Source organism: Bacillus sp. FSL M7-1345, from assembly GCF_038006985.1.
Taxonomy (GTDB): Bacteria; Bacillota; Bacilli; order Bacillales; family Bacillaceae_G; genus Bacillus_A; species Bacillus_A cereus_U.
Window position 1 is genome coordinate 3,698,183 of sequence record NZ_JBBOWG010000001.1, and the last position, 23,550, is coordinate 3,721,732.

Here is a 23,550-nt window from a genome sequence, read left to right on the forward strand (position 1 = left end):
ACTCATCAGGAAGGAGACATTGCTCTTGCATATTCAACTTGATCCAAGAAGCAACACTCCGATATGGGAACAAATTGTTCAAAATATAAAAGAGCTCGTACTAAAAAACATGTTAGCTCCAAGTGATAAGCTTCCTTCTGTACGCGAGCTTGCTTCTTTGCTCGTTATAAATCCAAATACAGTAAGTAAAGCTTATCAAGAATTAGAGCGACAAGGGATTATTGAAACATTACGAGGAAAAGGAACATTTGTAGCCCAATCGATTACCCCAACATTAGACGAAAGGAAAATCGCTATGGTTGAAAAGCAATTTCATCAATTATTACTAGAAGCCTCTTATCTTGGGATTACGAAAGATAAAATTCACGATTGGATAGATTCATACTATAAAGAGATTGGAGGAAATACGGATGCTGAAAGTGACAAACTTGAAGAAAACAATTGATAACCAAACGATTTTAGACGATGTTTCTTTCACATTACAAAAAGGTAGTATCGTCGGATTGCTCGGAAGAAACGGTGCGGGGAAAACAACTTTATTACGAACGATGGTCGGCATTTTAGACCCAGATGCAGGAACTGTTACATATGAGGATACGGATGTTCATAAGCATCCTGAAATTAAACAAAAGGTTGTATACGTTCCAGACTCTACTAACATACTAAACGGTTATACAGTGAAAGAAATCGTTAAGTTTTATAAAGCAGTTTATACAGCATTTGATGAACAATATTTTTATGAGATATTAGAACGTTTTAATTTACCAAACAAACGTATTCGTAGTTACTCAAAAGGAATGAAAGCACTGCTTGCGATCATTTTAGCTTTCGCTGCAAAAGCAGAATATATCATTTTAGATGAACCGACAAACGGACTTGATCCTATCGTTAAAAGACAGATTCTACAATTTCTCGTTGAAGAAGTAGCAGAAAAAGAAATTACAATTTTCATCTCCACTCACCATTTAGATGAAGTTGAAAAAATTGCCGATACAATCATTATTTTAAAAGAACATACCGTAGATTCTATTACATCACTAGATGATGCAAAATCACAATTTGCTAAAGTCCAAGTTGCTTACGAACGATCACTACCTCAAAAACTAGAAAACTTAAGCAATATTAAAATATTAAATCAAACAGGAAAAGTATATACAATCTTAATTGAGGGAAATGTGGCTACAACACTGGAGAAGTTCTATAAAGAGCAACCAATACTCATTGAAGAATTATCAATGTCACTTGAAGATGTCTTCGTTACGACACTGGAGGGGGATGGGTATGTTTCATAAGGCGTTATGGATGTGGAATTGGAAGCGCGGGAAATATGCTGTGTTACTGTTTTTCTTTAGTTCGCTTTACTTGCTATCTTTTGGCTACTATAGAAGTGCTCAGAGACAACTTGCTGAGTATTACGAATTACAAGAAAAAGGAAAACACTATTATTATTTTTATTCCTTTTCTCCAGGGGAAGGCAATAGTGTTTGGTTAACTGTTCTTATCATCGCTTTAGCCTGCTTATTGATAGGATGGGAGCGTAGTAACCAGTCTAATAGCACACTTATGGCAATGCCTTTTAATAGAAAAGATATTTTCTTAACTAAATGGGCTTTCGGTTCATTTTGTATTGTAGGTTCATTACTTATAAACTGGATTCTTATGTACGCTATTTATAGAACAACCATTCATTTTGATTATCAATCATTTAGTCCATTTCACCGATACTTTCTTTATGCGATTGTTTCTTATGTTGCAGTATATACAGCCGCACTGTGCATCGGTACTTTTACTGGAAGCGTTGTTTCGCAGATTGTTTTTTGTATTCCGTGGCTACTAATGGGACTTACATTTATTCCACTAGTGTACACTTTTACGATAAACCATTTAGAGGCTACCGATACTAAAGATTATAAGCTATATGAACAACTTTATGAAATCAATCAAAAAACAAATGTGGTCGCACCAATATATAATTTCACGCTTTATTACGAGTATGATCCTGAATTACGTAAAAAAGAAAATGCCCCAACTACTTTAAGAGACCCAGCATCTTATACGTATTATTCAGCTAAATCAATGTTAGTCCCTATTTTGTATACAATATTTTACTTACTCCTTGGCACATACTTATATACACGATCACCTAATGAAAACACTCAAAAGATATTTATTTTCCAAAATCATTTACGGATGTGGATATGGGGGGCAACCATTTACTTTGCATTACTAGGTGGCTATAAAATAACTCAATTTAGTTTCCTATTAAACTACTATATCGGTTTGTTTCTCGCTGGAATCATTACTTATGTTGTATTATCACGCCTAACAAATTATAAAGTTTTTTAAAGGAGAGATCCTATGTTTCAAAAAGCACTATGGCTAAGAACGTATCAACAAAGTAAATATGTTGTATGGCTATTTTGGCTCATCAGCTTCTATACTTTGTCGTATAAATACTATATGACTTCTATTGAACAACAACACTTTCTAAATATGAATAAAAAATGGAAATCTATATATCATTACAACTTTGATTTATCACTTATGGACTCTGTCATATTTCAAGGTGGTGTACTTATCGTTCTGGCCTGCACATTAATCGGCTTGGAAAGACAAAATAACTCTAGTGACTTGTTATGGTCTATGCCCTTTAAACGTTCACACCTTTATATAACAAAATGGTTGTTTGGAATTTGTAATATCGTTGCGATTGTCCTTTTAAACTGGGGACTATTTGCTATTATGAAAAAGTTGACTTTTCATAATAAATATCAAGTATTTTCCCCATTTCATAGTTACTTTATATACATGTTAATTGTATTAATCGCTATTTATACACTTGCCTTATGCATAGGAACAATCGCTGGGAATGTTATATCGCAAGGATTTCTCACTGCAGCTATATTAATATTCCCAGTGTTACTCCCATCACTTATTGCAGGAGTCATTGCTGTTCACTCGAATACTGAATTTCATAAAGACAATGGCAATATACAACGTCTTACGGAAAACATACGTATTTCTGGTCCAGCAGAAGAGTTTTATATTCACTTTAATTATGATCCACAAAGCGCTTATACCGATCGAAATGGAGTGAGGCATAACGAACCGAACTTTACAAAAATCCCTCCAGCAAAAACATTGATTGGACCTATTGCACATATCATCATTTTATTACCGCTTGGTATATATTTATATGTTCGTTCAGTGAATGAACGAAATGGTAACTACCTATTATATCCAAGATTACAAAAGTTAGTTATGGCTTGTGCGATTTTCTTTGGTGGGATCGCTGGAGGTTTAATGCTAAGTCGCGCGCAGTCATTGTCCAGCTTTTACATCGGATTTTTGATAACTAGTTTAATTACGTATTTCTTCCTAGCTAAAATATTAAAATGGAAAGTCTCTTGGAATTTCAAATAAAATAACCTCCTCGCCTAGAGGAGGTTATTTCACATTCTCTCTTCTTTTCCCATACTCCTTTTCTTGCTTTGTTCCAAAGCCGTCACCATTTGCCACGATTTGATCTGTTGGCGCAACTATACTTTCAGCAATTCTCCATTCTCCTCCTTGTTGAATAAATACTTGCATGAAATAATTCATTCCATTTAACTGATACGAATTCTCTTTTTTCACTTCATAACGAGCTGCTACATAATACACTTGAACATTCTCAGCCTCAAACTTAGAAATGTATTGAGATAATCTCGGAATATACTGTGAAGCTTTCTGAAGTGGAAGTTGTTTTACTTTTACAAGGGAAGATTTTGTCACATTGCTTATCGTATCTTCATGCCGGACGTTATCACTATGATGAAATAAAATCGTATTCTGCATAGAGCGAATCCATAGTTTCGAATATAAAACAGGTTGCTTATTTGAAATATGTTGTAATTCTTTTTGAACTACTTGAATTGGCGTTGCAGCATCCACGAATTTATTAAAGCAGACAACACTTCCAATCATAATGAGAAGCGTAAAAATACGTTTCATAATTTTTCACTCCGATTCTTTTTAATTAGAGTATTGGAGTTTCAAAGTGTTTTTATTCAAAAGAAAAAGGATAGGAAAGCTCTCGCTTCCTATCCTCATTTATTATAATACGCGGCCAAATAGTTCTAAAACCATTTCTATCTCTTGGTCGCTCCAACCTTTAAATTTCTCTTTATAATATTCTTTACGCACAGCTTCAAGCTTTTCAGTTACTTCTCGTCCGTTTTCAGTAATTTCTAAGTATACGATACGACGGTCCGAATTTGAACGTTTTCTTTCAACAAACCCTTTTCGCACGAGACGATCTGTTACAGCTGTAATATGACTGGAGGTTACGTTTACTTCACTCGCAATTTGCGAAGCCATCTGTGGACTTTTTAAAAATAACGCACGTAATACAGAGAATTCATTATATGGCATATGCTCTGAAAAACGTGTATTAATATCATTTTGTAATAAACGTATCATCTTTCGAAATGATGCAGATAAATCTAAAATCAGTGTTTCTCTATTTTCGTTCACTAGCCTCGTCCCTTTTTTATCATATTTACACATATTATAATCTATAAATACCTATATTGTATATGCTTTCTTCTCACAACATTCTCATTTATGTAACTTTTTTCATACGATTTTCTTTTTTGTTCACACATATACATGTAAAAAAGGATGGTGAGCATAAATGCAAGGTGGAATGAATCCGTATTTACATAATATCCGTACGACAAATACTGGTAAAGAAGCTACTATTACTGTACAAGGAGAAGGCATTATAAAGGCAAAACCAAATGTTGTCATATTAACACTGGGCATTCGAACAGATAGTAAAAATGTAAAACAAGCGCAAGAAGAAAATGCAGTGCAATCGAAACAATTGCTTGATGCACTCAAACAGCTAGGTATTGCCGATAAAGATATAGAAACCATTTCTTATACAATTACTCCTCAATACGAATATGTAAATGATAAAGCATTACTACAAGGCTACCGTGTGGAGCATTTGTATGAAATTACCGTTTTAAATGTGCAAAAAGCAGGGGAAGTATATGATATAGCCGTTACGAATGGTGCAAACGTAGCAAAAGGATTACGTTTTCGAATATCTCATCCAAATAAATATTATGAGCAAGCTCTCATTCAAGCTCTGCAACAAGCAGTAGACAAAGCTCGTACAATTGCGAGTACCTACAATTTAAATATTAATCCTGTTCCCCTCTCACTCGTTGAAGAATCTGTCCAATTACCGCGGGAGATCGCATCATATGCTACTTTGCATGCGCAAGCAGCTCCGCCCATTCAATCAGGAGAACTAGAAATCATTTCATCTATCCGGGCAATTTTTACGTATTTATAAATAAACTCATTTATAAGTAACCGTTATCATTTTCGTTGTTGTAAAAACATGATGTTCTGATATAATAAAGGACGGTGAGCTCTTACATAAGAGATATCACGGGTGGGAGAGGGATATGAAAAAGAAGGTTTAACATGAAAGGAATACTTGAAAGAACATTTAAATTAGACTTACACCAAACATCACCAAAACAAGAAGTTTTAGCTGGAGTCACGTCATTTTTCACAATTGTTTATATTATGATTGTAAATGCGTCAATCTTATCAGATGCCGGCATTCCTCTTGAGGCAGGAATTTTGGCAACTGTTTTTAGTTCATTTGTCGGATGTCTACTTATGGCATTTTGGGCAAATGCACCTGCTATTCTTGTCCCTGGTATGGGTGTAAATGCATTCTTTACGTACACTGCTGTGCATACGCTTGGTTTAACTTGGCAAGAAGCATTGGCAGCTGTTTTTATCGCCGGTATTATTTTTTCAATTGCTGCTTTTACACCGATTGCTCGCGTGCTTTCGGTATCGATTCCAAAGTCATTAAAGGAAGCGATCACTGTCGGTATCGGGTTGTTTTTAGCTTTCATCGGCTTGCAAAAAGGTGGTTTAGTCGTTTCGCATCCTAATACTGCTGTTGCAATGGGGAAATTAAGTAGTCCTGTCGTTCTTGCCACACTACTTACTCTTATTGTCGCACTTGTGCTATTTGTGCGTAACGTACGTGGAAGCTTTTTATGGACGATTGCAATTGGCACTGGTATTGCATGGCTGTTTGGTCTTGTTGATACGAGTCAACTGGGAAATAGTTCGTTTTCATTCGCTAATTATGGCGATGTGTTTGGAGCTATGTCATTTGGGAAACTTTCTTCCTTGCCATTTTGGATTGCAACATTCTCCTTAAGCATGGTGCTTATTTTTGAGAACATGGGACTACTGCACGGTTTATTAGAAGATGACCGTAAATTCCCACGTGCTTACCAAGCAAATGCAATTTCAGCAATGACATGTGGTCTATTTGGCACAAGCCCTACCGTTTCAACAGTAGAGAGTGCCGCAGGTATTACTGCAGGCGGAAAAACAGGTCTGACGTCTATCGTTACAGGGTTGTTATTCTTCGCATCACTGTTTGCGCTTCCGTTTGTCAAAATAATTCCTGATAGTGCCATTGCACCAATCTTAATTATTATTGGCGGGCTGATGATTACAAGCATTCAACAAATTCCTCTGAACGACTTTTCAGAAGGATTTCCAGCGTTTTTAATTATCGTTATGATCCCGCTCACATATAGTATCGCTGATGGCATTGCGTTCGGATTTATTGCTTATCCTATCTTGAAAGTTGCTCTTGGAAAGCGTAAAGAAGTCGCACCGTCCATGTATATCATTACATGCTTATTCTTAGCCATGTTCGTATTACACGCTATTGGCTAAGAAAAAAACACCGAGGATTTCCCTCGGTGTTTTTTTACTTAAACCAACCTTTTTTATAAAACCAAGCCATCATTCCGCCGCCAATTAACGCCATTAAAATTAAGCAAATAAAATAACTATACTTCCCGCCAAGCTCTGGCATATGTGCGAAGTTCATGCCGTATACCCCTGCAATAAATGTTAACGGCATGAAAATAGTTGAGAAAACAGTTAATGTTTTCATAATGTTGTTCATATGGTGGGAATTCAACGAAAAGTAACTATCTCGAATATCTGCTGTTAATTCACGGCTTGCTTCAATCATCTCTGTCAGTTTAAGCAAATGATCATGTATATCTTTAAAATAAATTTCATGATCGCTTATACCGTAAAAACGTGTTGAATTTAATATACGATACAATAAATCACGCATCGGAATAATCGTACGCCTTAGCTTAGATAAATCCGCACGAATATCAAATACTTCTTCTAGCACGCTTCCTGCTGTCTCACCCGTTAAATTATCATCAATTGCATTTAAATGGTCTTCAATGTAATAAACAGGTGCGAAATAATCATCTACAATTTGGTCAACAATTGTATGTGCTACATGTAAAGGACTCTTCTTAATACGTTTCTTCTCACCGAGCGTTTTCCATACTCTTTCAATCGCATTATTATGAGAGAAATGGAAAGAGACTATATATCGATCACTAACAAATAAATCGATTTCATGCGGTTCTAATCCATCTTCTCCGAATGCATGAAGAACTAAAAAGTTATATCCATCATAAAAATCTACTTTTGGCCTCTGTACATATTCTACACAATCTTCAATTGCAAGGGGATGGAACTTGAAGTGATCTTGTAAAATATATGTATACTCCTCTTTCGTCGGCTTATATAAATCAAGCCAATACCATACAATGTTTTCTTTTTTCGTTTCTTCTAGCGAAACATCATATAAAACTTCATTTTTTTTCGTTATTGCACAAATTCTAATCATAATTTCACCCATTACTATTATAAACAAAAAATAGTAAAAAAAGCCAAGGAGAAATCTCCTCAGCTTTTTTTATCCCGCTATTTGCGGGCAGTAAGACCCCTACCTCAAAATTCAGCGAAAGCAAAGAAGTTCGGTGGGGGGATCAACTGCCCGTAAAAGCCCGATTGGTGAAGGCTCATAATCAGTGGGGGGATGAAGCCCCCCACTGATTAAAGTTTCACTTTATTACTTCGTTACAATACCGTGTACTAAAGTTGGTGCATCTACGTGGTCTTTAGCGATTTTCATGTTCTCATAAATTTTCGCTTTTACGTCTTCAACATTTTCGCGGTTTGCGTAAATTGTAACAAGAGAGTCACCTTTTTTCACGCTATCGCCTACTTTTTTGCGAAGCATTAGACCAACTGCTAAATCAATTTCAGACTCTTTCGTTGCACGTCCTGCTCCTAAAAGCATTGCTGCTGTTCCGATTTCATCTGCAACGATTTCCGATACGTAACCGTCTTCTTTCGCTTCCACTTCAATTTTAAATTGTGCTTGTGGCAATTTAGAAGGATCATCAACAACAGAAGCATCGCCGCCCTGCGCCGATAAGAACGTTTTAAATGCTTCTAACGCTTTTCCATTGTTCATTACTTCAATTAATTTTTCACGTGCATCTTCTAAAGATGAAGCTTGTCCAGCAAGGTACACCATCTGACTTCCAAGTGTTAAACATAACTCTTCTAAATCTTTCGGTCCTTTACCTTGTAATGTATCAATTGCTTCTTGTACTTCTAATGCGTTACCGATTGCTTCACCAAGCGGCTGACTCATATCAGAAATAACCGCCATCGTATTACGACCAACGTTATTACCGATGCGCACCATTGCTTCCGCTAAACGCTTTGCATCTTCATCTGTTTTCATAAATGCTCCTGCTCCAGTTTTTACATCAAGAACAATTGCATCTGCACCAGCAGCAATTTTCTTACTCATAATCGAGCTTGCAATAAGCGGAATTGAGTTTACTGTTGCCGTGACATCACGAAGTGCATACAATTTTTTATCAGCAGGTGTTAAGTTTCCACTTTGACCGATAACAGCAATTTTATTTTCATTTACAAGACGCATGAATTCATCATTTTCAATTTCCACATGGAATCCTGGAACTGCTTCTAACTTATCAATTGTACCACCAGTATGTCCTAAACCACGTCCAGACATTTTTGCAACTGGTACACCTAAAGCAGCTACTAATGGACCTAATACAAGTGTCGTTGTATCACCAACACCACCTGTTGAATGCTTATCTACCTTTACCCCTTCAATGGCTGATAAGTCAATTGTATCACCGCTATTTACCATTGCCATCGTTAAATCTGCACGTTCTTGATCATTCATATCTTGGAAGAAAATTGCCATTGCAAGTGAACTTACTTGATAATCAGGAATATCACCATTTGTATATCCTTCAACAATAAAGTTAATTTCTTCTGTCGTTAATGCTTGTCCATCACGTTTTTTTGCAATTAGGTCCACCATTCTCATTGTGAGGTCACCCCTTCATTTGTTTTACGATTGCTTTTACTAATGCTAAGAAGTTAGCTTTAACACGTTCTGTCGTTTCAATTACTTCATCGTGGTGAAGTGGTTGATCTAAAATACCAGCTGCCATATTTGAAATACAAGAAATACCAAGTACTTTCATACCCGCATGACGCGCTACAATTACTTCAGGTACAGTTGACATACCAACTGCATCTCCGCCAAGTGTACGAAGCATACGAATTTCAGCAGGTGTTTCATATACAGGACCTGTCATTCCAACATATACACCTTCTTGTACTTTAATATTTAAATCTGCTGCAACTTGTTTCGCCATTTCGCGAAGTTCTGGCGTATATGATGTAGACATATCAGGGAAACGTACACCCATTTCAGAATCATTTGGTCCGATTAATGGGTTCGTACCCATGAAGTTAATGTGGTCTGAAATTAACATAAGATCGCCTGGTTCAAATGATGTATTTACACCACCAGCTGCGTTCGTTACAACAACTGTTTCTACACCTAGTTCTTTCATAACACGAACTGGGAATGTTACTTTTTGCATATCGTATCCTTCGTAGAAATGGAAACGTCCTTGCATTGCTACTACTGTTACACCTTGAAGTGTACCGAATACAAGTTGACCTGCATGTCCTTCTACAGTTGAAACTGGGAATTCAGGGATTTCACTGTATGGTACTGTTACTGCATTCTCGATTTCATCTGCTAATACACCTAGTCCAGATCCAAGGATTAGTCCTACTTGTGGTGTCTCTTGAAATTTCTCTTTTAAGTATGAAGCTGATTTTGTAATTAGTTCACGATTCATCTGTTTATCCCCCTATTTCTTTAGCTCGTTTAAGAAGCTTGTTCCATGTTCTGGCATTTTAACATTAAAGTTTTCTGCTACAGTTGCACCAATATCAGCAAATGTTTGACGAAGTGATAACTCTTGTCCGCCTTCTTTCATGCTTGGACTATATGCTAATAACGGTACATATTCACGTGTATGATCAGTACCGTAGTGAACTGGATCATTACCGTGGTCTGCTGTAATTAATAATAGATCATCTTCTTTTAGTTTTTCGAATACTTCTGGAAGACGTGCGTCATATTCTTGTAGAGCTTCTCCGTACCCTTGTGGGTCACGGCGATGACCAAATAATGCATCAAAGTCAACTAAGTTTAAGAAGCTAATACCTGTAAAGTCCATATTTAATGTATCTACAAGCTTGTCCATTCCATCCATATTTGATTTCGTACGAAGTGATTCAGTTACCCCTTCGCCATCATAAATATCAGCAATTTTACCAATAGCAATTACATCATAATCGCTATCTTTTAGTTCATTCATTACTGTGCGACCAAATGGTTTTAGTGCATAGTCATGACGATTTGGTGTACGTGTGAAGTTTCCTGGCTCTCCGACGAACGGACGAGCGATAACGCGTCCTACCATGTACTTCTCATCTAATGTTAATTCACGTGCGATTTTACAAATTTTATATAGCTCTTCAAGTGGTACTACTTCTTCATGAGCTGCGATTTGTAATACACTATCAGCAGAAGTGTAAACAATTAAAGAACCTGTTTCCATTTGTTCTTGACCAAGCTCAACAAGTACCTCAGTTCCAGAGGCTGGTTTATTACCGATAATTTTACGACCTGTCTTTTCTTCTAATTCATCAAGTAATTCTTTCGGGAATCCTTCAGGAAACACTTGGAATGGTGTATCAATGTAAAGGCCCATGATTTCCCAATGACCTGTCATTGTATCTTTTCCTGTAGATTTCTCTTGCATTTTTGTATAATATCCAAGCGGTTTCTCTACTTTAGAGATTCCTTTCATTTCACGAATATTACCAAGGCCTAATTTCACCATATTTGGCATGTGTAATCCATTCATATGTTCAGCGATATGACCAATTGTATCAGAACCTAAATCACCAAACTGCTCAGCATCCGGTGCTTCACCGATTCCCACAGAGTCCATTACGACTAGGAAAATACGTTTATATTTATTCATAACTGCAACCTCCTATATGTTCAGTTCTACTTCTTGTAGTATGTTCAAAACGCTATAAAGTGAAACTGTTATCAATGGGAATTATCTTTCATCCTCATTATTAAACAGTACTGCTTTAAATCATTCTCTAACTTTTTCGTTTTACTTTCAAACGAATCAAAAACATTTCTAGGTTTTTCCAAGTCAGATGTCAGACATCTGATATTGATATCATAACATGTTTACGCTTTCTTTTTAATACATTTTCGTAGAATTCTTCATTTTCTTTACCCTTCTATTGTAATCCATTCTGCAAAGAAGTGCTAATCATTTCATGACTTTTTTCCTAAAATAAAAAGCAGCTCTAAAGAGCTACTTTTTATTTTACTTCTACTGTTTCTTCTTTATGTTCATGTAGTTCACCTTTTCTTACATGAACTTTCACTTTATAAGCACCATTCTCTTTGAAAGTATGTTTACTTTCATACTCCCCTTTATTCCCCTCTTTCGCCGGAATAAATTCGTGTTTTTCAACGCCGTCTTTCCAAATCTCAAGTTGTACTTCAGCACCAGATAACGCTTCTTCTTTTTGTTTTAAATGAACTTTCATTGTTGACTCAGCATTTGCTTTAATATCTCCAGCCATAAGATGTATCATCGTATCACTTTTATGATCCCCATGACCTTCTTCTTTTTTCGCATCTTCAACTTTTGCATTTCCCACAGCCACTTTTACTTCTGGCATAACATGCATTTCACGTGCATTTGTATGAGCAATAACATGATATATTCCATCCGTTTCGAATGTTTTTTCTACAGCATAAACACCTTTTCCTTTATGCTTAGCATTTAACATCTCGTGCTTTTCGTCGCCTGCTTTCCAAATTTCAAACTTTACATCATCAGCATCTGTTACTTTTTCTTTTCCTTGTGTAACAAGTGCTTGTACTTCTGTTTTTTCACCTGGTTTAATTTCTTTCGGATTCGTTTGAACTGCTACTTTTACAGCTTCAAGTTTCTGTTCTTTTTTCGGTTCTTCTTTGTTTGTATTACAGCCAGCCAATGCTAGCATCACGATAAATAACGTCATAATAAGTTTTTTCATCATCATTTCCTCCTTCATACTTTATTTAGTATAGAGGAAATACATTGTAATATTCTAGTCTTCCGCTGAAAACAATGTACGAAATGTTTGTGAAGTTTCTGTGAAATGGTTTGTTCTTCTTAATCTATGAAAAAAGAGCATAGTGACTATGCTCTCGGGTGAAACTGTTTATATACATCTTTTAATCTAGTTTTTGAAACGTGCGTATAAATTTGCGTCGTTGAAATATCTGCATGTCCAAGCATTTCTTGTACAGCACGCAAGTCTGCCCCGTTTTCTAATAAATGTGTAGCAAAAGAATGGCGTAACGTATGCGGTGTAAGCTCTTTTTCAATATTTGCTTCTTTCGCTAATCGTTTTAAAATTTTCCAAAATCCTTGTCTCGATAATCGATTACCATGATGGTTTAAAAAGAGTGCATCTACTGCTTTTTTACCCATCAATTCTCTTCTTCCTTTTTCAATATACTTTTGAATCGCTTCTGTCGCTAAGCTTCCTAATGGAATAATTCTTTCTTTATTCCCTTTCCCTATGCAGCGAACAAACCCCATCGTTAAGTGTACATCTTCTAAATTTAATGAAATTAATTCTGAAACACGAAGTCCTGTTGCATACAACAACTCTAACATTGCCTTATCACGAATCCCAAAAGCACTTGCCGTTTTCGGTGTTTGAAGTAATGCTTCCACTTCGTCGATCGATAATACTTTTGGTAATTTCCGTTCCCCTTGTGGCGTTTCAATATGTACCGATGGGTCATGCTCCACTGCTCGCTCACGAAGTAAAAATTGATGAAACGAACGAATCGATGCAATATGACGCGCCAATGTTTTTGAAGATTTTCCGTTTTCTTTTAAATGCTGCAAAAAGTTAACAATATGCAAGCGTGTCACTTCATGAAACGTCTTCGTTTGTTCTACATTTTGCAAATACTTCACATAGCTTTTCAAATCGCGTTCATAAGATACAACTGTATTTTTCGCTAAACCTTTTTCAACAATCATATAATGAATAAAATCTTTTAATTGATCTTCCAATCTACACTACTCCCCATTTTCATAGAAAAACATCATTCTATTTACGAAAGCATCCTTTTCCGGCTCCTCATTCCCTGATACTTTTTCTACAGTCTCTTCTTTTGGCTTTTCATAACGATGGTAACTTTCATATTCTTCATTTATCCATAGTATAGCGAAATAAAACAAAATCGTACAACTTGTAAATAATAAAAATACTTTCATCCCATCAAAAGTTAATTTTAAAGCTCGGCGCATTGTAAATTCCTCCAAAATATAAGTTATTACAACATATGCCAAGCTTTCACCAATTTATACCTTATTCAAATAAAAAACCTCTTCCTAGTTAAATAGGAAAAGGTTATTTTTCATCCGTTTCATTTTCTTGACAATTTTTACAAATCCCATGGAATGTTAAACGATGATCTTTCACCTTAAAGCTCCAGTCTCGTTCCACTTTATTCTCCACTTCACCAAGTAAATCTTCTTGTATTTCTTGTACAGCACCGCATTGTGTACAGATTAAATGATGATGGAAACGCTGTGCACCTTCTTGGCGTAAGTCATAACGCGAAACACCGTCTCCAAAGTTAATCTTATCGACAACTTTCAACTCAGACAATAACTCTAAAGTTCGATAAACGGTTGCTAATCCGATCTCTGGCGACTTTTCTTTTACAAGGAGGTATACATCTTCTGCGCTTAAATGATCTTCTTCATTTTCTAGCAGCACACGAACTGTTGCTTCACGTTGTGGTGTCAATTTATAGCTCGCTGCATGTAATTGCTTCTTAATTCGTTCAATTCTTTCTTCCATTCGGTACTACTCCCTCCTCGCCACTCTTACACCATTATATCAGAAGAAGGGCTCCTGTCAAAAGAAAAACAATAAAAACAAATTGATAATTATTCTCAAAAAGTATTTATTGTTTGTTAATAGCCTCCACAACTTCTTTCATTAAAACTGGTGATGCATACGCTTCGACACTGGAAGCAATAGCTAATACCGCTCCAATCACGAGAAAAAAGCATGTATAGCGAATTAATAACGGTAATAGTGGCTCAGTTATTTTCCGGATAAATTGATGCCTAATCATTCGCAAGGAAAAGCTTGCAGCAATTGTTGTCATTACGAGAAATACAGGAATTATAATTAAATTTTGTGGCAATACAGATACAAATGCTAATAATAGTCCATTCCATCCGTGCTGACTTACTAAAAAACCTACTGTAAATCCAACAACTACCCCTTTTAAAAATAGTAAGATAAAAATGAGCGGCAACCCAATAATTGAAATCCCCAAAATCCAAATAAAGCCGATATATTTTAATTGCGAAAAGTAACTTTCTCGAAACATTTCTCCCGCGACAGCAAATTCTCCTTTAGAAACTTGTCCAAAAAAACGCTGTAAATAAAATGATAAATCTTGCTTTTGGTTTATTTGTAAACTATTCACAAGAATCGCTCCAAATATTACTCCCATCAGTAATAAAACCGCATTAAATATATATAGTGAAGAATTTTCCTGTATGTGAGACATTACACGGTCTTGCCACGTTTTTCGCCACATTTTCCTTCCCTCCGTTCACACTCTTACTAAAAATGTATGAAAGAAAGAAAAAAAGTATGACGAATTAGCATTGAAATTCCGCTCTACTTTGCTAAACTAAAAAGTAGAGAATAGGAGGGATTTCTCTTGAAACCATTATTATTAGATTTTCCAACATTATTTCAAACTGAGCGCTTGCAAGTACGTAAGCCGTTTCCAGGTGATGGTACAGAAGTATATGAAGCAATCCAAGCTTCTCTAGAAAACTTATTACCATGGATGCCAATTACAGCTGAAACAGAAGAACGTGCTGAAGAAATTGTTCGCGAAGCTCACGGACAGTTTTTACTTCGTGAAACACTTGATTTCCACTTATACGATAAAGTATCTGGTACATTCATCGGAGCTATTACTCTCAAGCCTGAAAACTGGGATATTCCAAAGTTTTCACTTCACTTTTGGCTACATAGCGCTTATACAAAGCAGGGCTATATGACAGAAGCCATTAAAGGTGCGATTCAATTTGCATTTGATAAACTAGGTGCTAGAAGAGTTGAAATTCGTACTGACGCAACAAATATAAACGCATGTAACTTAGCAGAGCGTCTAGAATTCATTTTAGAAGGTACAATGGAAAATGATTTCCTAGCACCCGATGGCAGCTTACGCGATGCACGTGTATATGCAAAAATCAACTAAAAACACTCGCCTTAGGCGAGTGTTTATTTTTGTAATTGTAAATATTGTACTGCAAACATCGTCTTAGCATCATGTATGCGAAGGTCTTTCATAAGATCAATCGCTTCTTCTAATGACACTTCCATTAATTCCACAAATTCATCTTCATCTAAAGCTGCTTTATTTTCTTTTTGTTTTAACCCTGTCGCTTTATATACATATAAAATCTCATCTGCAAAACCAGGTGATGTATAGAAAGATGTAATAAGCTCCATATTTTCACATACATATCCTGTTTCTTCTTCTAATTCACGAACTGCTGTTACCTCTGGCTTTTCCCCAGGTTCTAACTTCCCAGCAGGAATTTCTACAATTGCCTTTTCGAGAGCTTTACGATACTGCTCAACGAGTACAATTTTCCCCTCATCAGTAATAGCAATAATAGCAACTGCCCCAGGGTGATTTACGATTTCACGTTTACTCATTTCTCCATTTGGTAATACTACATCATCAACACGAACTTTTATAACTCTACCATCAAAAATCGGTTCAGTTTTTACTGTTCTTTCTGCAAGATTACTCATACTACTTCATCTCCCTGTTCTATTTCCTAATCGTTCTTCATACATTTTACCACATTGAAAGGAGCGTGATAGAAATGAAAGTTTACATTTTACCAAATCGCGTCACTTTAGTCGGCAAAGCATGGCAAATTCGTCATAAGCTAAAACAATATGGCAAAGAGTATACAACTGTACAAGAGTGGATTACAGCAAATAAAAAGTAAAAGTTTGTCAACCTCCTTTCCCTTTCGTACAATAAAGATAAGGAGGTTGACCTATGAAAAAACGTCAATTAGGAAACTCAGATTTATATGTTACGGAAATTGGATTTGGCTGTATGTCTCTCGGTACATCTGAGGCTGAAGCTATGCGTATTATCGATGAGGCAATCAATTTAGGAATTAACTTTTTTGATACAGCGGACTTATACGATTATGGATTAAATGAAGAATTTGTTGGAAAAGCTCTGAAAGGAAAACGCGACCAAATTGTTCTTACAACAAAGGTTGGAAATCGATGGACAGAAGAAAAAAACGGCTGGTCTTGGGATCCTTCTAAAGCTTATATAAAAGCCGAAGCAAAAGAGAGTTTACGTAGACTTCAAACAGATTATATTGATTTATATCAACTGCATGGCGGGACGACTGAAGATCCTATAGATGAAACAATTGAAGCCTTTGAAGAATTGAAAAAAGAAGGTATTATTCGTCATTATGGTATCTCTTCTATACGTCCAAATGTCATTCGTGAGTATGCAAAACGTTCAAATATCATTAGTGTATTAATGGAGTACAGCCTTTTAAATCGTCGTCCTGAAGAATGGTTCCCACTGCTTAATGAACATCAAATTAGTGTCATCGCACGCGGACCACTTGCGAAAGGCATTTTAACTAACATCAATGCAAGCAAGATAGAAAGAGTAAAGGAAAAAGATTACCTCTCCTATTCTTATGACGAATTAAATACAACACTCGCGAGTGTAAAAGAAATTATAGGAGAAAGATCTTTAACTGGATCAGCCATTCAATACTGCTTACATAATGAAAATGTTGCATCTGTTATACCTGGTGCAAGCTCTATTCAACAGTTGCAAGCAAATGTACATGCCGGGGAACAAACGTCGTTAACAAAAGAAGAATATACACAACTTCAGCAAATTGTTAAATTTGATACATATACATTACATCGTTAAAAAAACGTTACCGTACAGGTCATAGCTATCAAGTTAAAAAAGAAGGTGTCCCAAAAGCTCATTAAAAATGACCTTTTAGAGACACCTTCTTTGTATTGATCTTTATATGGGTGAGAAGTTGTTTCATGAACTAATTTAACGTTATGTTTATCTACCGAGAATAAACGACTATTATTTTTCTTATTTTGAACTAAAATCAATTGATTTGTAGAGTTCGGGCAACTTTCCCACCACTTTCTATAACCGTACAGATAGCGTTTTTATAACGTATCATATTTATCAGGATTCGTTCCTACATGTAAATTACGATTTAACGTATTAATTTGATCCATCTCTTCTTCAGTTAATGAGAAATCAAAAATAGTAAAGTTCTCTTTAATACGAGATGGCGTAACAGATTTAGGAATAGTCACAATCCCACTTTGAATATCCCACCTTAATATAACTTGTGCAGGTGACTTTTCATATTTTTTAGAAATAGCCTGAATAATTGGATGCTGGAATACTTCGCCGCCTCTCATTAAAGGACTCCACGCTTCCATTTGAATTTGCTCACCTTGACAAAAATCACGCAATTCAAATTGCGCTAACATTGGATGAAGTTCAACTTGGTTTACCATCGGCTTCACTTTGCAATTTGGTAATAACAGTTCTAAGTGATGTTTATGAAAATTAGAAACACCAATGGCACGCACTTTACCTTCTTCATATAGCTTTTCTAGAGCACGGTATGTATCAACATACTTCCCTCTTATCGGCCAATGGATTAAATATAAATCTACATAGTCCATTTGTAATTTCTTTAAACTTTTTTCAAACGCCTCGAGCGTCTCCTCGTACCCTTGATCGTCGTTCCAAACTTTTGTTGTAATAAACAAGTCTTCTCGCGGGATTCCTGATTCACGAATCGCCTCTCCGACACCGCTTTCATTTTCATATACAGTTGCTGTATCAATCGAACGGTATCCAAATTCTAATGCTGTTTTTACTGCTTGTTTAACTTCGTTGCCTTCTTTCGCTTTATAAACGCCTAGACCAATCATCGGCATTTTCACACCATTATGAAGTGTAGTTGTTGGAATATGCACACTCGTTCTCCCTTTCAATGTTACATTTTTTGTATACCACCACTTTATTTCAACAAGATTCATCCAAAAAGTCAAAACATACGTACAGTTTACATAATACTTTTATACACGTTATTTCCTTTCCATTCTTTCGCTTTTTCATCAACATTACGTACAAACTCATTTTTCCCTTCCGTATACATCGTGCCATCATATGTATATTTTTCCGCTAGTTCTTTCTTTAAAGTTGCATATGCCTCTGCTTCTTCACAATGAGCCATCATGTAATCACGAAACGATAAATGCCTTGTAATCTCAGGATTCCCTTTTTCAAATACGTGCAAGTGATACGAGCGTTTCTCCTCCGTTCCATGAATAAAAAAACGACGACCTGAAATACCATTTTCACCTTTCACGATGTAACCAAGCTCTTTAAATCGTTCATTCCAATGATCTACTCTGTCGATACTTTCTACTTCCATGATCATATCAATAATAGGTTTAGCTGCTAGTCCTGGCACTGACGTACTTCCAATATGATGGATTTTTACCGTTTCTGGCATCGCCGATTTTAATCTTTCGGCCTCCATTTGAAATTTCTCACTCCAATGATTTTCGTACGAAACGACTACAATTTTCCTCATTCTAACTCCCCTTTTCTTACAAACTCGTCAAAAAAATGATCAGCGGCATTTCACTGATCATCTTTTTATTATTTAAAGTCTTTCCAAGTAAGGCTACTTTCACTTAACAGTTCTTCAAATGATTTATTCTTTTCACGTTCTTTTTGTTCCTTACGCTTTCTTTCTTGTTCTGCTGCCTCTTTTTTCTCTTCTCTCACTTGCAACTCTTTTTTCTTATTCTTTAATTGTTGCATTAACGAATCGTTCAATTGATCACCTAGTGTAAGTGATTCTTTCTCTGGTTGATTCATTTGAGAGTGTCTTTGTGTTTGTCTTTGCTTCTTTTTCTTCATACTATTCACCTTTTACTTTTTTCTCCATTATAGAGGATACACGGTGAAATCGACAATAAAAAAGATACATGCCCCCGATTCTCTATTATTCTTTTTTTGTAAATATGTTAATTTTTCGAAAAAACTAAATTTTATTGTAGATATAATCCTAGTAATCTATTAAAATTATGTCGTATGATGTCAGATTATAAAAAAAGGAGAAATTAATTATGTGGAAAAAAATTATTCCTGCTGTTGCTGTTTTAAGCACCCTTACTTTTTCAAGCGTATTCGCCGCTCCTCCATCTCAGGCTCCTGCCGAACAAAACCGATACATAGACGTACAAATGCTTGGTATTAATGATTTCCATGGACAACTAGATACTGTAAAAAAAATTAACAATAAAGAAGCTGGTGGTGCTGATTACTTAGCTACTTATTTAAAAGAACGCAAAAAACAAAACCCTAATACACTTCTTGTACATGCTGGAGATATTGCCGGAGCTAGCCCACCAGTTTCTGCTTTATTACAGGACGAACCAACTATTGAATTTTTAAATGACTTAAAATTTGATGTTGGTACAATTGGAAATCATGAATTTGATGAAGGTATTGATGAAATGCGACGCCTTATTTATGGTGGATATCATGAAAAAACAGGGAATTTCAAAGGAGCAAACTTCCCTTATGTCGCTGCAAACTTCTATAATAAATCAACTGGCCGCTTATTTTTACCACCATTTACTGTAAAAATGGTAGATGGAGTTCCTGTAGGATTCATCGGAGTTGTTACAACGGATACACCGAATGTCGTTATGCCAACTATGCTAAAGAATGTACAAATTACTGATGAAGTAGAAGCTATTAATAAATCTACTCAGCAATTAAAGCGTCTCGGTGTTAAATCTATCGTAGTCCTTGCACACGTTGGAGGTACAACTGATGACACTGGTGTAACAAACGGTGACCTTACTCGCATTGCAAATGAAACAGATCCCGAAGTTGATGTTATTTTCGGCGGACATAGTCATACGTACGTAAATGGTACTGTAAATAATAAACTCATCGTACAGGCGAACTCTTACGGAATGGCTTTCTCGGACGTAGATGTAACAATTGATAGAAAAACAAAAGATATTGTGAAGAAAAAAGCTGAAGTTATCACAACATATCATGAAGGTGTAGAACCTGATAAACAAGTAAAACAAAAGTTAGATCAATATAAAGAAAAAATTGCACCGCTTGTAAATGAAGTTGTCGGAAAATCTACAGCACCTATCGACCGTAAACAAAACGATGCTGGTGAATCTACCCTTGGAAATTTAATTGCCGATGCACAGCGCCAAACAATGCAAACACAAATCGCTCTTATGAATCCTGGTGGAATTCGCAATGATCTAGACGCTGGAGATATTACATGGGGCGAGTTATATGGTATTCAGCCTTTCGGAAATCAATTAATTAAAATGGATTTAACAGGTCAAGATATTCGTGAAATTTTAAATCAACAATGGCAAAAAGGAACAACGAGAATGCTCCAAATTTCAGGTATCCAATACACTTGGGATGCAATTAAACCAAATGGTGAAAAGGTTACGAATATCCGTTTAACCAATGGTGAAGAATTAGTTTCCACGAAAACGTATAGCGTAGTTGCAAATGCCTTCCTAGCTTCTGGCGGCGATGGATTTGTATCCTTTAAAAATGGAAAAAATACTGAAACTGGTCCAAACGATTTTGAAGCATTAGTCGATTATGTAAAACAAGTGAAAGAACCAATTCAGCCAATTATTGATGGACGTATTCAAAAAATCAACTAAATACTATTCAAACTAGTGCGTGACACTCGAAAGAAGAAGCTCCTTTTTATATGCAAGGAGCTTCTTCTTTTAAAGTCATACGTATTGTCATTCTTCTAGTGCAGTAAAGGATAAGCACATAGCCCCTTGTTTCCTCGTAGTATATAGAAAACTATAATAGGAGGGTTTGTATGTATTTCTATCCAAACAATGACGATACATTATATCGACAAAATGACAAACTCATTCGTAGTATTGAGAAAGCAATTAATGGAGAATATAGCGCCATTCATTGTTATGCTAAATTAGCTAATTTAGCTCCAGACATAAATGAACGAAATCAAATCCTTGAAATTCGGCAAGATGAAATAAAACATTTTCACCAATTTGTACAAATCTACACCCTTTTAACCGGTAAAAACCCTCAGCCCCAAATCACTGAAGAATGTCCAACTCTTTATTTGAACGGATTAGAATTCGCTATACAAGATGAGCAACGAACAGTTGATTTTTACTTAGAAATTGCAGACGAAACGACAAATCAACAAGTGAAAGAAACATTTCGGCGCGCAGCAGCTGATGAACAAAATCATGCCGTTTGGTTCCTATATTACTTTTCGAAACAAAAAATGAAATGAAATAAGACAAAAAGGATACACGCTCTTATATGGAACATAGTATCCTTTCTTTTATTTCTCTGGATACGTTTCATGATTAACATCATACCGTTGCAAAAATTCATGTAGTGCTTCTTCTACAATTTTAGACTTTTGAATCCCTTTCGATTCCGATATAACATCTAGTCTTGCTAATACTTCTATATTAATCGAAAAGGTTCGTTTCTTTTTCTCTGTGCTCTTACTTATAATTTGAACACTTATTTCTTCTCTTTTTCTTAGCAATTCATAAATGCTTTGTAATTGTTCATAAATTAGTAATTGATAGTCTGTTTTTGCATATTGAAGGGCAGTAGCTTCTTGGATTTGCAAATGACGTGGCTCTTCACCATCACCTATAAAGATACGTTTTTTCTGCTCTCCATCATATTCATATCCAATCACCCTTAACTTCTTTGATAATGTATATGGGCTCATTTCAAGCCGTTTCGCTATAATAGCGATTGATTCGCGTCTATTTAAAGAATCAATAATTTCTCCAATCGTCACATTCTCCCTCCTCTCTTAATCGCCTAAACTTGAAATCAAACCAGTATGTTATGATACAATGATTTTCTAGTAGTATATGCAAAAGAAAGAGCCTGTGCGATTCATACCATTTAAGAAAAGGAGGTTTACATATGCTTTTTCGTAGCTATACACCACAGTTTTATAACGAAAAGAAGCAATTAATCCCTAACAGTATCGCTACGATAGAAAGCGTTATGATTAATGACCGGAAACAATCTCTCCTTATACGCGGACAAAACGTGGAACAGCCTATTTTATTATGCTGTCACGGTGGACCTGGTATGGCACAAATCGGCTTTATTCGTCATTTTCAAAAAGAGTTAGAAAAGCACTTTATCGTTATTAATTGGGATCAACGCGGGGCAGGTAAATCCTTTTTATGGCGAGATATCCAAACAAATTTTACGATTGATCAATTTATTTCAGATGCAAAAGAAGTCATTCACTATCTTCTTAGACGCTTTAAAAAACAGAAATTGTTTCTCGCTGGGCATTCTTGGGGGAGTATTATCGGATTGCAAATCGCTAGTCAATATCCCAAATATATAGAAGCATACATCGGCATCGGTCAAATCGTACATATGAAGCAAAACGAAGAATTACTATACCGACATTTAATTAGCTCTGCAAAAAAACATGACCATAAAAAGGCATTAGCTTCTCTTTTAAAGTTAGGGAAACCACCCTTTTTAGATACGAGACGTCTCATTATTCAAAGAAAGTGGCTTGGTACATTTGGCGGAGCAATACAAAACGGATCTTCCTTTTCTTTCATACGAAAAGGTTTCTTTTCTCCTGAATATACGCTATTAGACTGGTTTAAATTTCTCGCAGGAAATTTAAAATCCGGAGTTTTATGGGAAGAGATGCTAACAATCGATTTTTTTTCGTCTATTTCAAGTTTATCTGTTCCTGTTTATTTTTGTTCTGGTCGCTATGATTATCAAACTCCTTATGCACTCGTTCAACAATATTGCGATATCATTCAAGCTCCTATTAAAAAGATGGTTTGGTTTCCAAACTCGGCACATTCTCCAGATTTAGAAGAGCCTGAACTATTCGCCAAATCTTTACAATCAATTAAACAAGAACTATCTTTTCAACATACATAACGAAAGGCTCTTTTACATTTCATAGAAAACATTTT

28 protein-coding genes are annotated in these 23,550 nt (G+C 35.8%); 12 read left to right on the plus strand and 16 right to left on the minus strand.

The genetic code is table 11. The features are described from left to right. Positions 1-25: 25 nt before the first annotated feature. The 4 genes from MHB76_RS19220 to MHB76_RS19235 are packed head-to-tail and all read left to right on the plus strand — an operon-like array spanning position 26 to position 3,423. Positions 26-445, plus strand: coding sequence for a GntR family transcriptional regulator (locus tag MHB76_RS19220; RefSeq protein ID WP_002145907.1), 420 nt, complete (start codon positions 26-28; stop codon positions 443-445). After that, the gene (locus MHB76_RS19225) at positions 411-1,292 is read left to right on the plus strand and encodes an ABC transporter ATP-binding protein (RefSeq protein WP_016106089.1); all 882 of its coding nucleotides are present in this window, start codon (positions 411-413) and stop codon (positions 1,290-1,292) included. The genes MHB76_RS19220 and MHB76_RS19225 overlap by 35 nt, the downstream gene beginning before the upstream one ends. After that, on the plus strand, positions 1,282-2,346 hold the full coding sequence (locus tag MHB76_RS19230) for an ABC transporter permease subunit (RefSeq protein WP_002160609.1): 1,065 nt from the start codon (positions 1,282-1,284) through the stop codon (positions 2,344-2,346). Before MHB76_RS19225 ends, MHB76_RS19230 begins: the two co-directional genes overlap by 11 nt. A 12-nt stretch (positions 2,347-2,358) precedes the next feature. Next, entirely contained in the window at positions 2,359-3,423 is a 1,065-nt protein-coding gene (locus MHB76_RS19235; RefSeq protein WP_078172865.1) for an ABC transporter permease subunit, read from the plus strand. A gap of 24 nt (positions 3,424-3,447) precedes the next feature. Here the strand turns inward: MHB76_RS19235 and MHB76_RS19240 are convergent, their stop codons facing one another. Further along, a complete protein-coding gene (locus MHB76_RS19240; RefSeq protein WP_002160607.1) occupies positions 3,448-3,993 on the minus strand; it encodes a hypothetical protein in 546 nt (181 codons plus the stop codon). Positions 3,994-4,095: 102 nt separating this feature from the next. Beyond that, positions 4,096-4,515, minus strand: coding sequence for a MarR family winged helix-turn-helix transcriptional regulator (locus tag MHB76_RS19245; RefSeq protein WP_002088468.1), 420 nt, complete (start codon positions 4,513-4,515; stop codon positions 4,096-4,098). A gap of 160 nt (positions 4,516-4,675) precedes the next feature. Between MHB76_RS19245 and MHB76_RS19250 the strand changes: the two genes are divergently transcribed. Further along, positions 4,676-5,347 (plus strand): SIMPL domain-containing protein, encoded by a 672-nt coding sequence (locus MHB76_RS19250; RefSeq protein ID WP_002111627.1) that lies wholly within the window; start codon positions 4,676-4,678, stop codon positions 5,345-5,347. Positions 5,348-5,481: 134 nt separating this feature from the next. After that, positions 5,482-6,771 (plus strand): NCS2 family permease, encoded by a 1,290-nt coding sequence (locus MHB76_RS19255; RefSeq protein WP_002160606.1) that lies wholly within the window; start codon positions 5,482-5,484, stop codon positions 6,769-6,771. Positions 6,772-6,805: 34 nt separating this feature from the next. Here MHB76_RS19255 and corA read toward each other — a convergent pair whose 3' ends face one another. The 9 genes from corA to spoIIM form a co-directional block, all read right to left on the minus strand. Then, positions 6,806-7,768 carry a magnesium/cobalt transporter CorA gene (corA, locus tag MHB76_RS19260; protein ID WP_002160605.1) on the minus strand — a complete coding sequence of 321 codons (963 nt, stop codon included), beginning with the start codon at positions 7,766-7,768 and terminating at the stop codon, positions 6,806-6,808. 213 nt (positions 7,769-7,981) lie between these two features. Further along, positions 7,982-9,286: a pyrimidine-nucleoside phosphorylase gene (locus tag MHB76_RS19265; protein ID WP_002160604.1), complete on the minus strand. Its 1,305-nt coding sequence runs from the start codon at positions 9,284-9,286 to the stop codon at positions 7,982-7,984. 7 nt (positions 9,287-9,293) lie between these two features. Beyond that, positions 9,294-10,115, minus strand: a complete 822-nt coding sequence (locus MHB76_RS19270; RefSeq protein WP_001078443.1) for a purine-nucleoside phosphorylase — start codon at positions 10,113-10,115, stop codon at positions 9,294-9,296. Between the two features lie 12 nt (positions 10,116-10,127). Then, positions 10,128-11,312 carry a phosphopentomutase gene (gene deoB, locus MHB76_RS19275; protein ID WP_002111633.1) on the minus strand — a complete coding sequence of 395 codons (1,185 nt, stop codon included), beginning with the start codon at positions 11,310-11,312 and terminating at the stop codon, positions 10,128-10,130. Positions 11,313-11,670: 358 nt separating this feature from the next. Beyond that, positions 11,671-12,399, minus strand: coding sequence for a FixH family protein (locus MHB76_RS19280; RefSeq protein ID WP_340988215.1), 729 nt, complete (start codon positions 12,397-12,399; stop codon positions 11,671-11,673). A gap of 143 nt (positions 12,400-12,542) precedes the next feature. Continuing rightward, positions 12,543-13,433 (minus strand): site-specific tyrosine recombinase XerD, encoded by an 891-nt coding sequence (gene xerD / locus MHB76_RS19285; protein WP_002111635.1) that lies wholly within the window; start codon positions 13,431-13,433, stop codon positions 12,543-12,545. Positions 13,434-13,439: 6 nt separating this feature from the next. After that, the gene (locus MHB76_RS19290; RefSeq protein ID WP_002088473.1) at positions 13,440-13,670 is read right to left on the minus strand and encodes a YqzK family protein; all 231 of its coding nucleotides are present in this window, start codon (positions 13,668-13,670) and stop codon (positions 13,440-13,442) included. A gap of 103 nt (positions 13,671-13,773) precedes the next feature. Then, on the minus strand, positions 13,774-14,229 hold the full coding sequence (gene fur, locus MHB76_RS19295; RefSeq protein ID WP_000392654.1) for a ferric iron uptake transcriptional regulator: 456 nt from the start codon (positions 14,227-14,229) through the stop codon (positions 13,774-13,776). Between the two features lie 106 nt (positions 14,230-14,335). Beyond that, on the minus strand, positions 14,336-14,983 hold the full coding sequence (gene spoIIM, locus MHB76_RS19300; RefSeq protein ID WP_002111637.1) for a stage II sporulation protein M: 648 nt from the start codon (positions 14,981-14,983) through the stop codon (positions 14,336-14,338). A gap of 126 nt (positions 14,984-15,109) precedes the next feature. Between spoIIM and MHB76_RS19305 the strand changes: the two genes are divergently transcribed. Beyond that, positions 15,110-15,661, plus strand: a complete 552-nt coding sequence (locus tag MHB76_RS19305) for a GNAT family N-acetyltransferase (protein WP_078172863.1) — start codon at positions 15,110-15,112, stop codon at positions 15,659-15,661. Between the two features lie 23 nt (positions 15,662-15,684). Here the strand turns inward: MHB76_RS19305 and MHB76_RS19310 are convergent, their stop codons facing one another. Beyond that, positions 15,685-16,224 carry an NUDIX domain-containing protein gene (locus tag MHB76_RS19310; RefSeq protein ID WP_002014941.1) on the minus strand — a complete coding sequence of 180 codons (540 nt, stop codon included), beginning with the start codon at positions 16,222-16,224 and terminating at the stop codon, positions 15,685-15,687. Between the two features lie 74 nt (positions 16,225-16,298). Here MHB76_RS19310 and mciZ point away from each other — a divergent pair, with 74 nt between their 5' ends. Continuing rightward, the gene (gene mciZ, locus MHB76_RS19315) at positions 16,299-16,427 is read left to right on the plus strand and encodes a Z-ring formation inhibitor MciZ (protein ID WP_000870295.1); all 129 of its coding nucleotides are present in this window, start codon (positions 16,299-16,301) and stop codon (positions 16,425-16,427) included. A 53-nt stretch (positions 16,428-16,480) separates the two neighbouring features. Next, entirely contained in the window at positions 16,481-17,395 is a 915-nt protein-coding gene (locus MHB76_RS19320) for an aldo/keto reductase (protein WP_078172862.1), read from the plus strand. A gap of 260 nt (positions 17,396-17,655) precedes the next feature. Here MHB76_RS19320 and MHB76_RS19325 read toward each other — a convergent pair whose 3' ends face one another. From MHB76_RS19325 to MHB76_RS19335, 3 genes are all read right to left on the minus strand, one after another. Further along, complete coding sequence (locus MHB76_RS19325) at positions 17,656-18,483, minus strand: aldo/keto reductase (RefSeq protein WP_016106094.1); 828 nt, start codon at positions 18,481-18,483, stop codon at positions 17,656-17,658. 89 nt (positions 18,484-18,572) lie between these two features. Continuing rightward, the gene (locus MHB76_RS19330; protein ID WP_002111645.1) at positions 18,573-19,106 is read right to left on the minus strand and encodes a GrpB family protein; all 534 of its coding nucleotides are present in this window, start codon (positions 19,104-19,106) and stop codon (positions 18,573-18,575) included. 68 nt (positions 19,107-19,174) lie between these two features. After that, positions 19,175-19,438 carry a YqkE family protein gene (locus MHB76_RS19335; protein ID WP_002014945.1) on the minus strand — a complete coding sequence of 88 codons (264 nt, stop codon included), beginning with the start codon at positions 19,436-19,438 and terminating at the stop codon, positions 19,175-19,177. 209 nt (positions 19,439-19,647) lie between these two features. Here MHB76_RS19335 and MHB76_RS19340 point away from each other — a divergent pair, with 209 nt between their 5' ends. Both MHB76_RS19340 and MHB76_RS19345 read left to right on the plus strand, forming a co-directional pair. After that, positions 19,648-21,237 carry a bifunctional metallophosphatase/5'-nucleotidase gene (locus MHB76_RS19340; RefSeq protein WP_078172861.1) on the plus strand — a complete coding sequence of 530 codons (1,590 nt, stop codon included), beginning with the start codon at positions 19,648-19,650 and terminating at the stop codon, positions 21,235-21,237. A 170-nt stretch (positions 21,238-21,407) separates the two neighbouring features. After that, positions 21,408-21,854 carry a ferritin-like domain-containing protein gene (locus MHB76_RS19345; protein ID WP_002199426.1) on the plus strand — a complete coding sequence of 149 codons (447 nt, stop codon included), beginning with the start codon at positions 21,408-21,410 and terminating at the stop codon, positions 21,852-21,854. Between the two features lie 51 nt (positions 21,855-21,905). On the opposite strand, the gene MHB76_RS19350 is transcribed toward MHB76_RS19345, so the two are convergent. Continuing rightward, a complete protein-coding gene (locus MHB76_RS19350; RefSeq protein WP_002067020.1) occupies positions 21,906-22,382 on the minus strand; it encodes a ribbon-helix-helix domain-containing protein in 477 nt (158 codons plus the stop codon). A 131-nt stretch (positions 22,383-22,513) separates the two neighbouring features. On the opposite strand from MHB76_RS19350, the gene MHB76_RS19355 reads away from it, so the two are divergent. After that, entirely contained in the window at positions 22,514-23,515 is a 1,002-nt protein-coding gene (locus MHB76_RS19355; RefSeq protein WP_002111650.1) for an alpha/beta fold hydrolase, read from the plus strand. Positions 23,516-23,550: the final 35 nt, after the last annotated feature.

Bases quoted from the DNA above. Each gene is read 5' to 3' on its own strand.
- MHB76_RS19225 (WP_016106089.1), top strand. From the start codon at position 411: ATGCTGAAAGTGACAAACTTGAAGAAAACAATTGATAACCAAACGATT.
- MHB76_RS19230 (WP_002160609.1), top strand. From the start codon at position 1,282: ATGTTTCATAAGGCGTTATGGATGTGGAATTGGAAGCGCGGGAAATAT.
- MHB76_RS19235 (WP_078172865.1), top strand. From the start codon at position 2,359: ATGTTTCAAAAAGCACTATGGCTAAGAACGTATCAACAAAGTAAATAT.
- MHB76_RS19240 (WP_002160607.1), bottom strand. From the start codon at position 3,993: ATGAAACGTATTTTTACGCTTCTCATTATGATTGGAAGTGTTGTCTGC.
- MHB76_RS19250 (WP_002111627.1), top strand. From the start codon at position 4,676: ATGCAAGGTGGAATGAATCCGTATTTACATAATATCCGTACGACAAAT.
- MHB76_RS19255 (WP_002160606.1), top strand. From the start codon at position 5,482: ATGAAAGGAATACTTGAAAGAACATTTAAATTAGACTTACACCAAACA.
- corA (WP_002160605.1), bottom strand. From the start codon at position 7,768: ATGGGTGAAATTATGATTAGAATTTGTGCAATAACGAAAAAAAATGAA.
- MHB76_RS19265 (WP_002160604.1), bottom strand. From the start codon at position 9,286: ATGAGAATGGTGGACCTAATTGCAAAAAAACGTGATGGACAAGCATTA.
- MHB76_RS19270 (WP_001078443.1), bottom strand. From the start codon at position 10,115: ATGAATCGTGAACTAATTACAAAATCAGCTTCATACTTAAAAGAGAAA.
- deoB (WP_002111633.1), bottom strand. From the start codon at position 11,312: ATGAATAAATATAAACGTATTTTCCTAGTCGTAATGGACTCTGTGGGA.
- MHB76_RS19280 (WP_340988215.1), bottom strand. From the start codon at position 12,399: ATGATGAAAAAACTTATTATGACGTTATTTATCGTGATGCTAGCATTG.
- MHB76_RS19290 (WP_002088473.1), bottom strand. From the start codon at position 13,670: ATGCGCCGAGCTTTAAAATTAACTTTTGATGGGATGAAAGTATTTTTA.
- fur (WP_000392654.1), bottom strand. From the start codon at position 14,229: ATGGAAGAAAGAATTGAACGAATTAAGAAGCAATTACATGCAGCGAGC.
- spoIIM (WP_002111637.1), bottom strand. From the start codon at position 14,983: ATGTGGCGAAAAACGTGGCAAGACCGTGTAATGTCTCACATACAGGAA.
- MHB76_RS19310 (WP_002014941.1), bottom strand. From the start codon at position 16,224: ATGAGTAATCTTGCAGAAAGAACAGTAAAAACTGAACCGATTTTTGAT.
- mciZ (WP_000870295.1), top strand. From the start codon at position 16,299: ATGAAAGTTTACATTTTACCAAATCGCGTCACTTTAGTCGGCAAAGCA.
- MHB76_RS19320 (WP_078172862.1), top strand. From the start codon at position 16,481: ATGAAAAAACGTCAATTAGGAAACTCAGATTTATATGTTACGGAAATT.
- MHB76_RS19330 (WP_002111645.1), bottom strand. From the start codon at position 19,106: ATGAGGAAAATTGTAGTCGTTTCGTACGAAAATCATTGGAGTGAGAAA.
- MHB76_RS19335 (WP_002014945.1), bottom strand. From the start codon at position 19,438: ATGAAGAAAAAGAAGCAAAGACAAACACAAAGACACTCTCAAATGAAT.
- MHB76_RS19340 (WP_078172861.1), top strand. From the start codon at position 19,648: ATGTGGAAAAAAATTATTCCTGCTGTTGCTGTTTTAAGCACCCTTACT.
- MHB76_RS19345 (WP_002199426.1), top strand. From the start codon at position 21,408: ATGTATTTCTATCCAAACAATGACGATACATTATATCGACAAAATGAC.
- MHB76_RS19355 (WP_002111650.1), top strand. From the start codon at position 22,514: ATGCTTTTTCGTAGCTATACACCACAGTTTTATAACGAAAAGAAGCAA.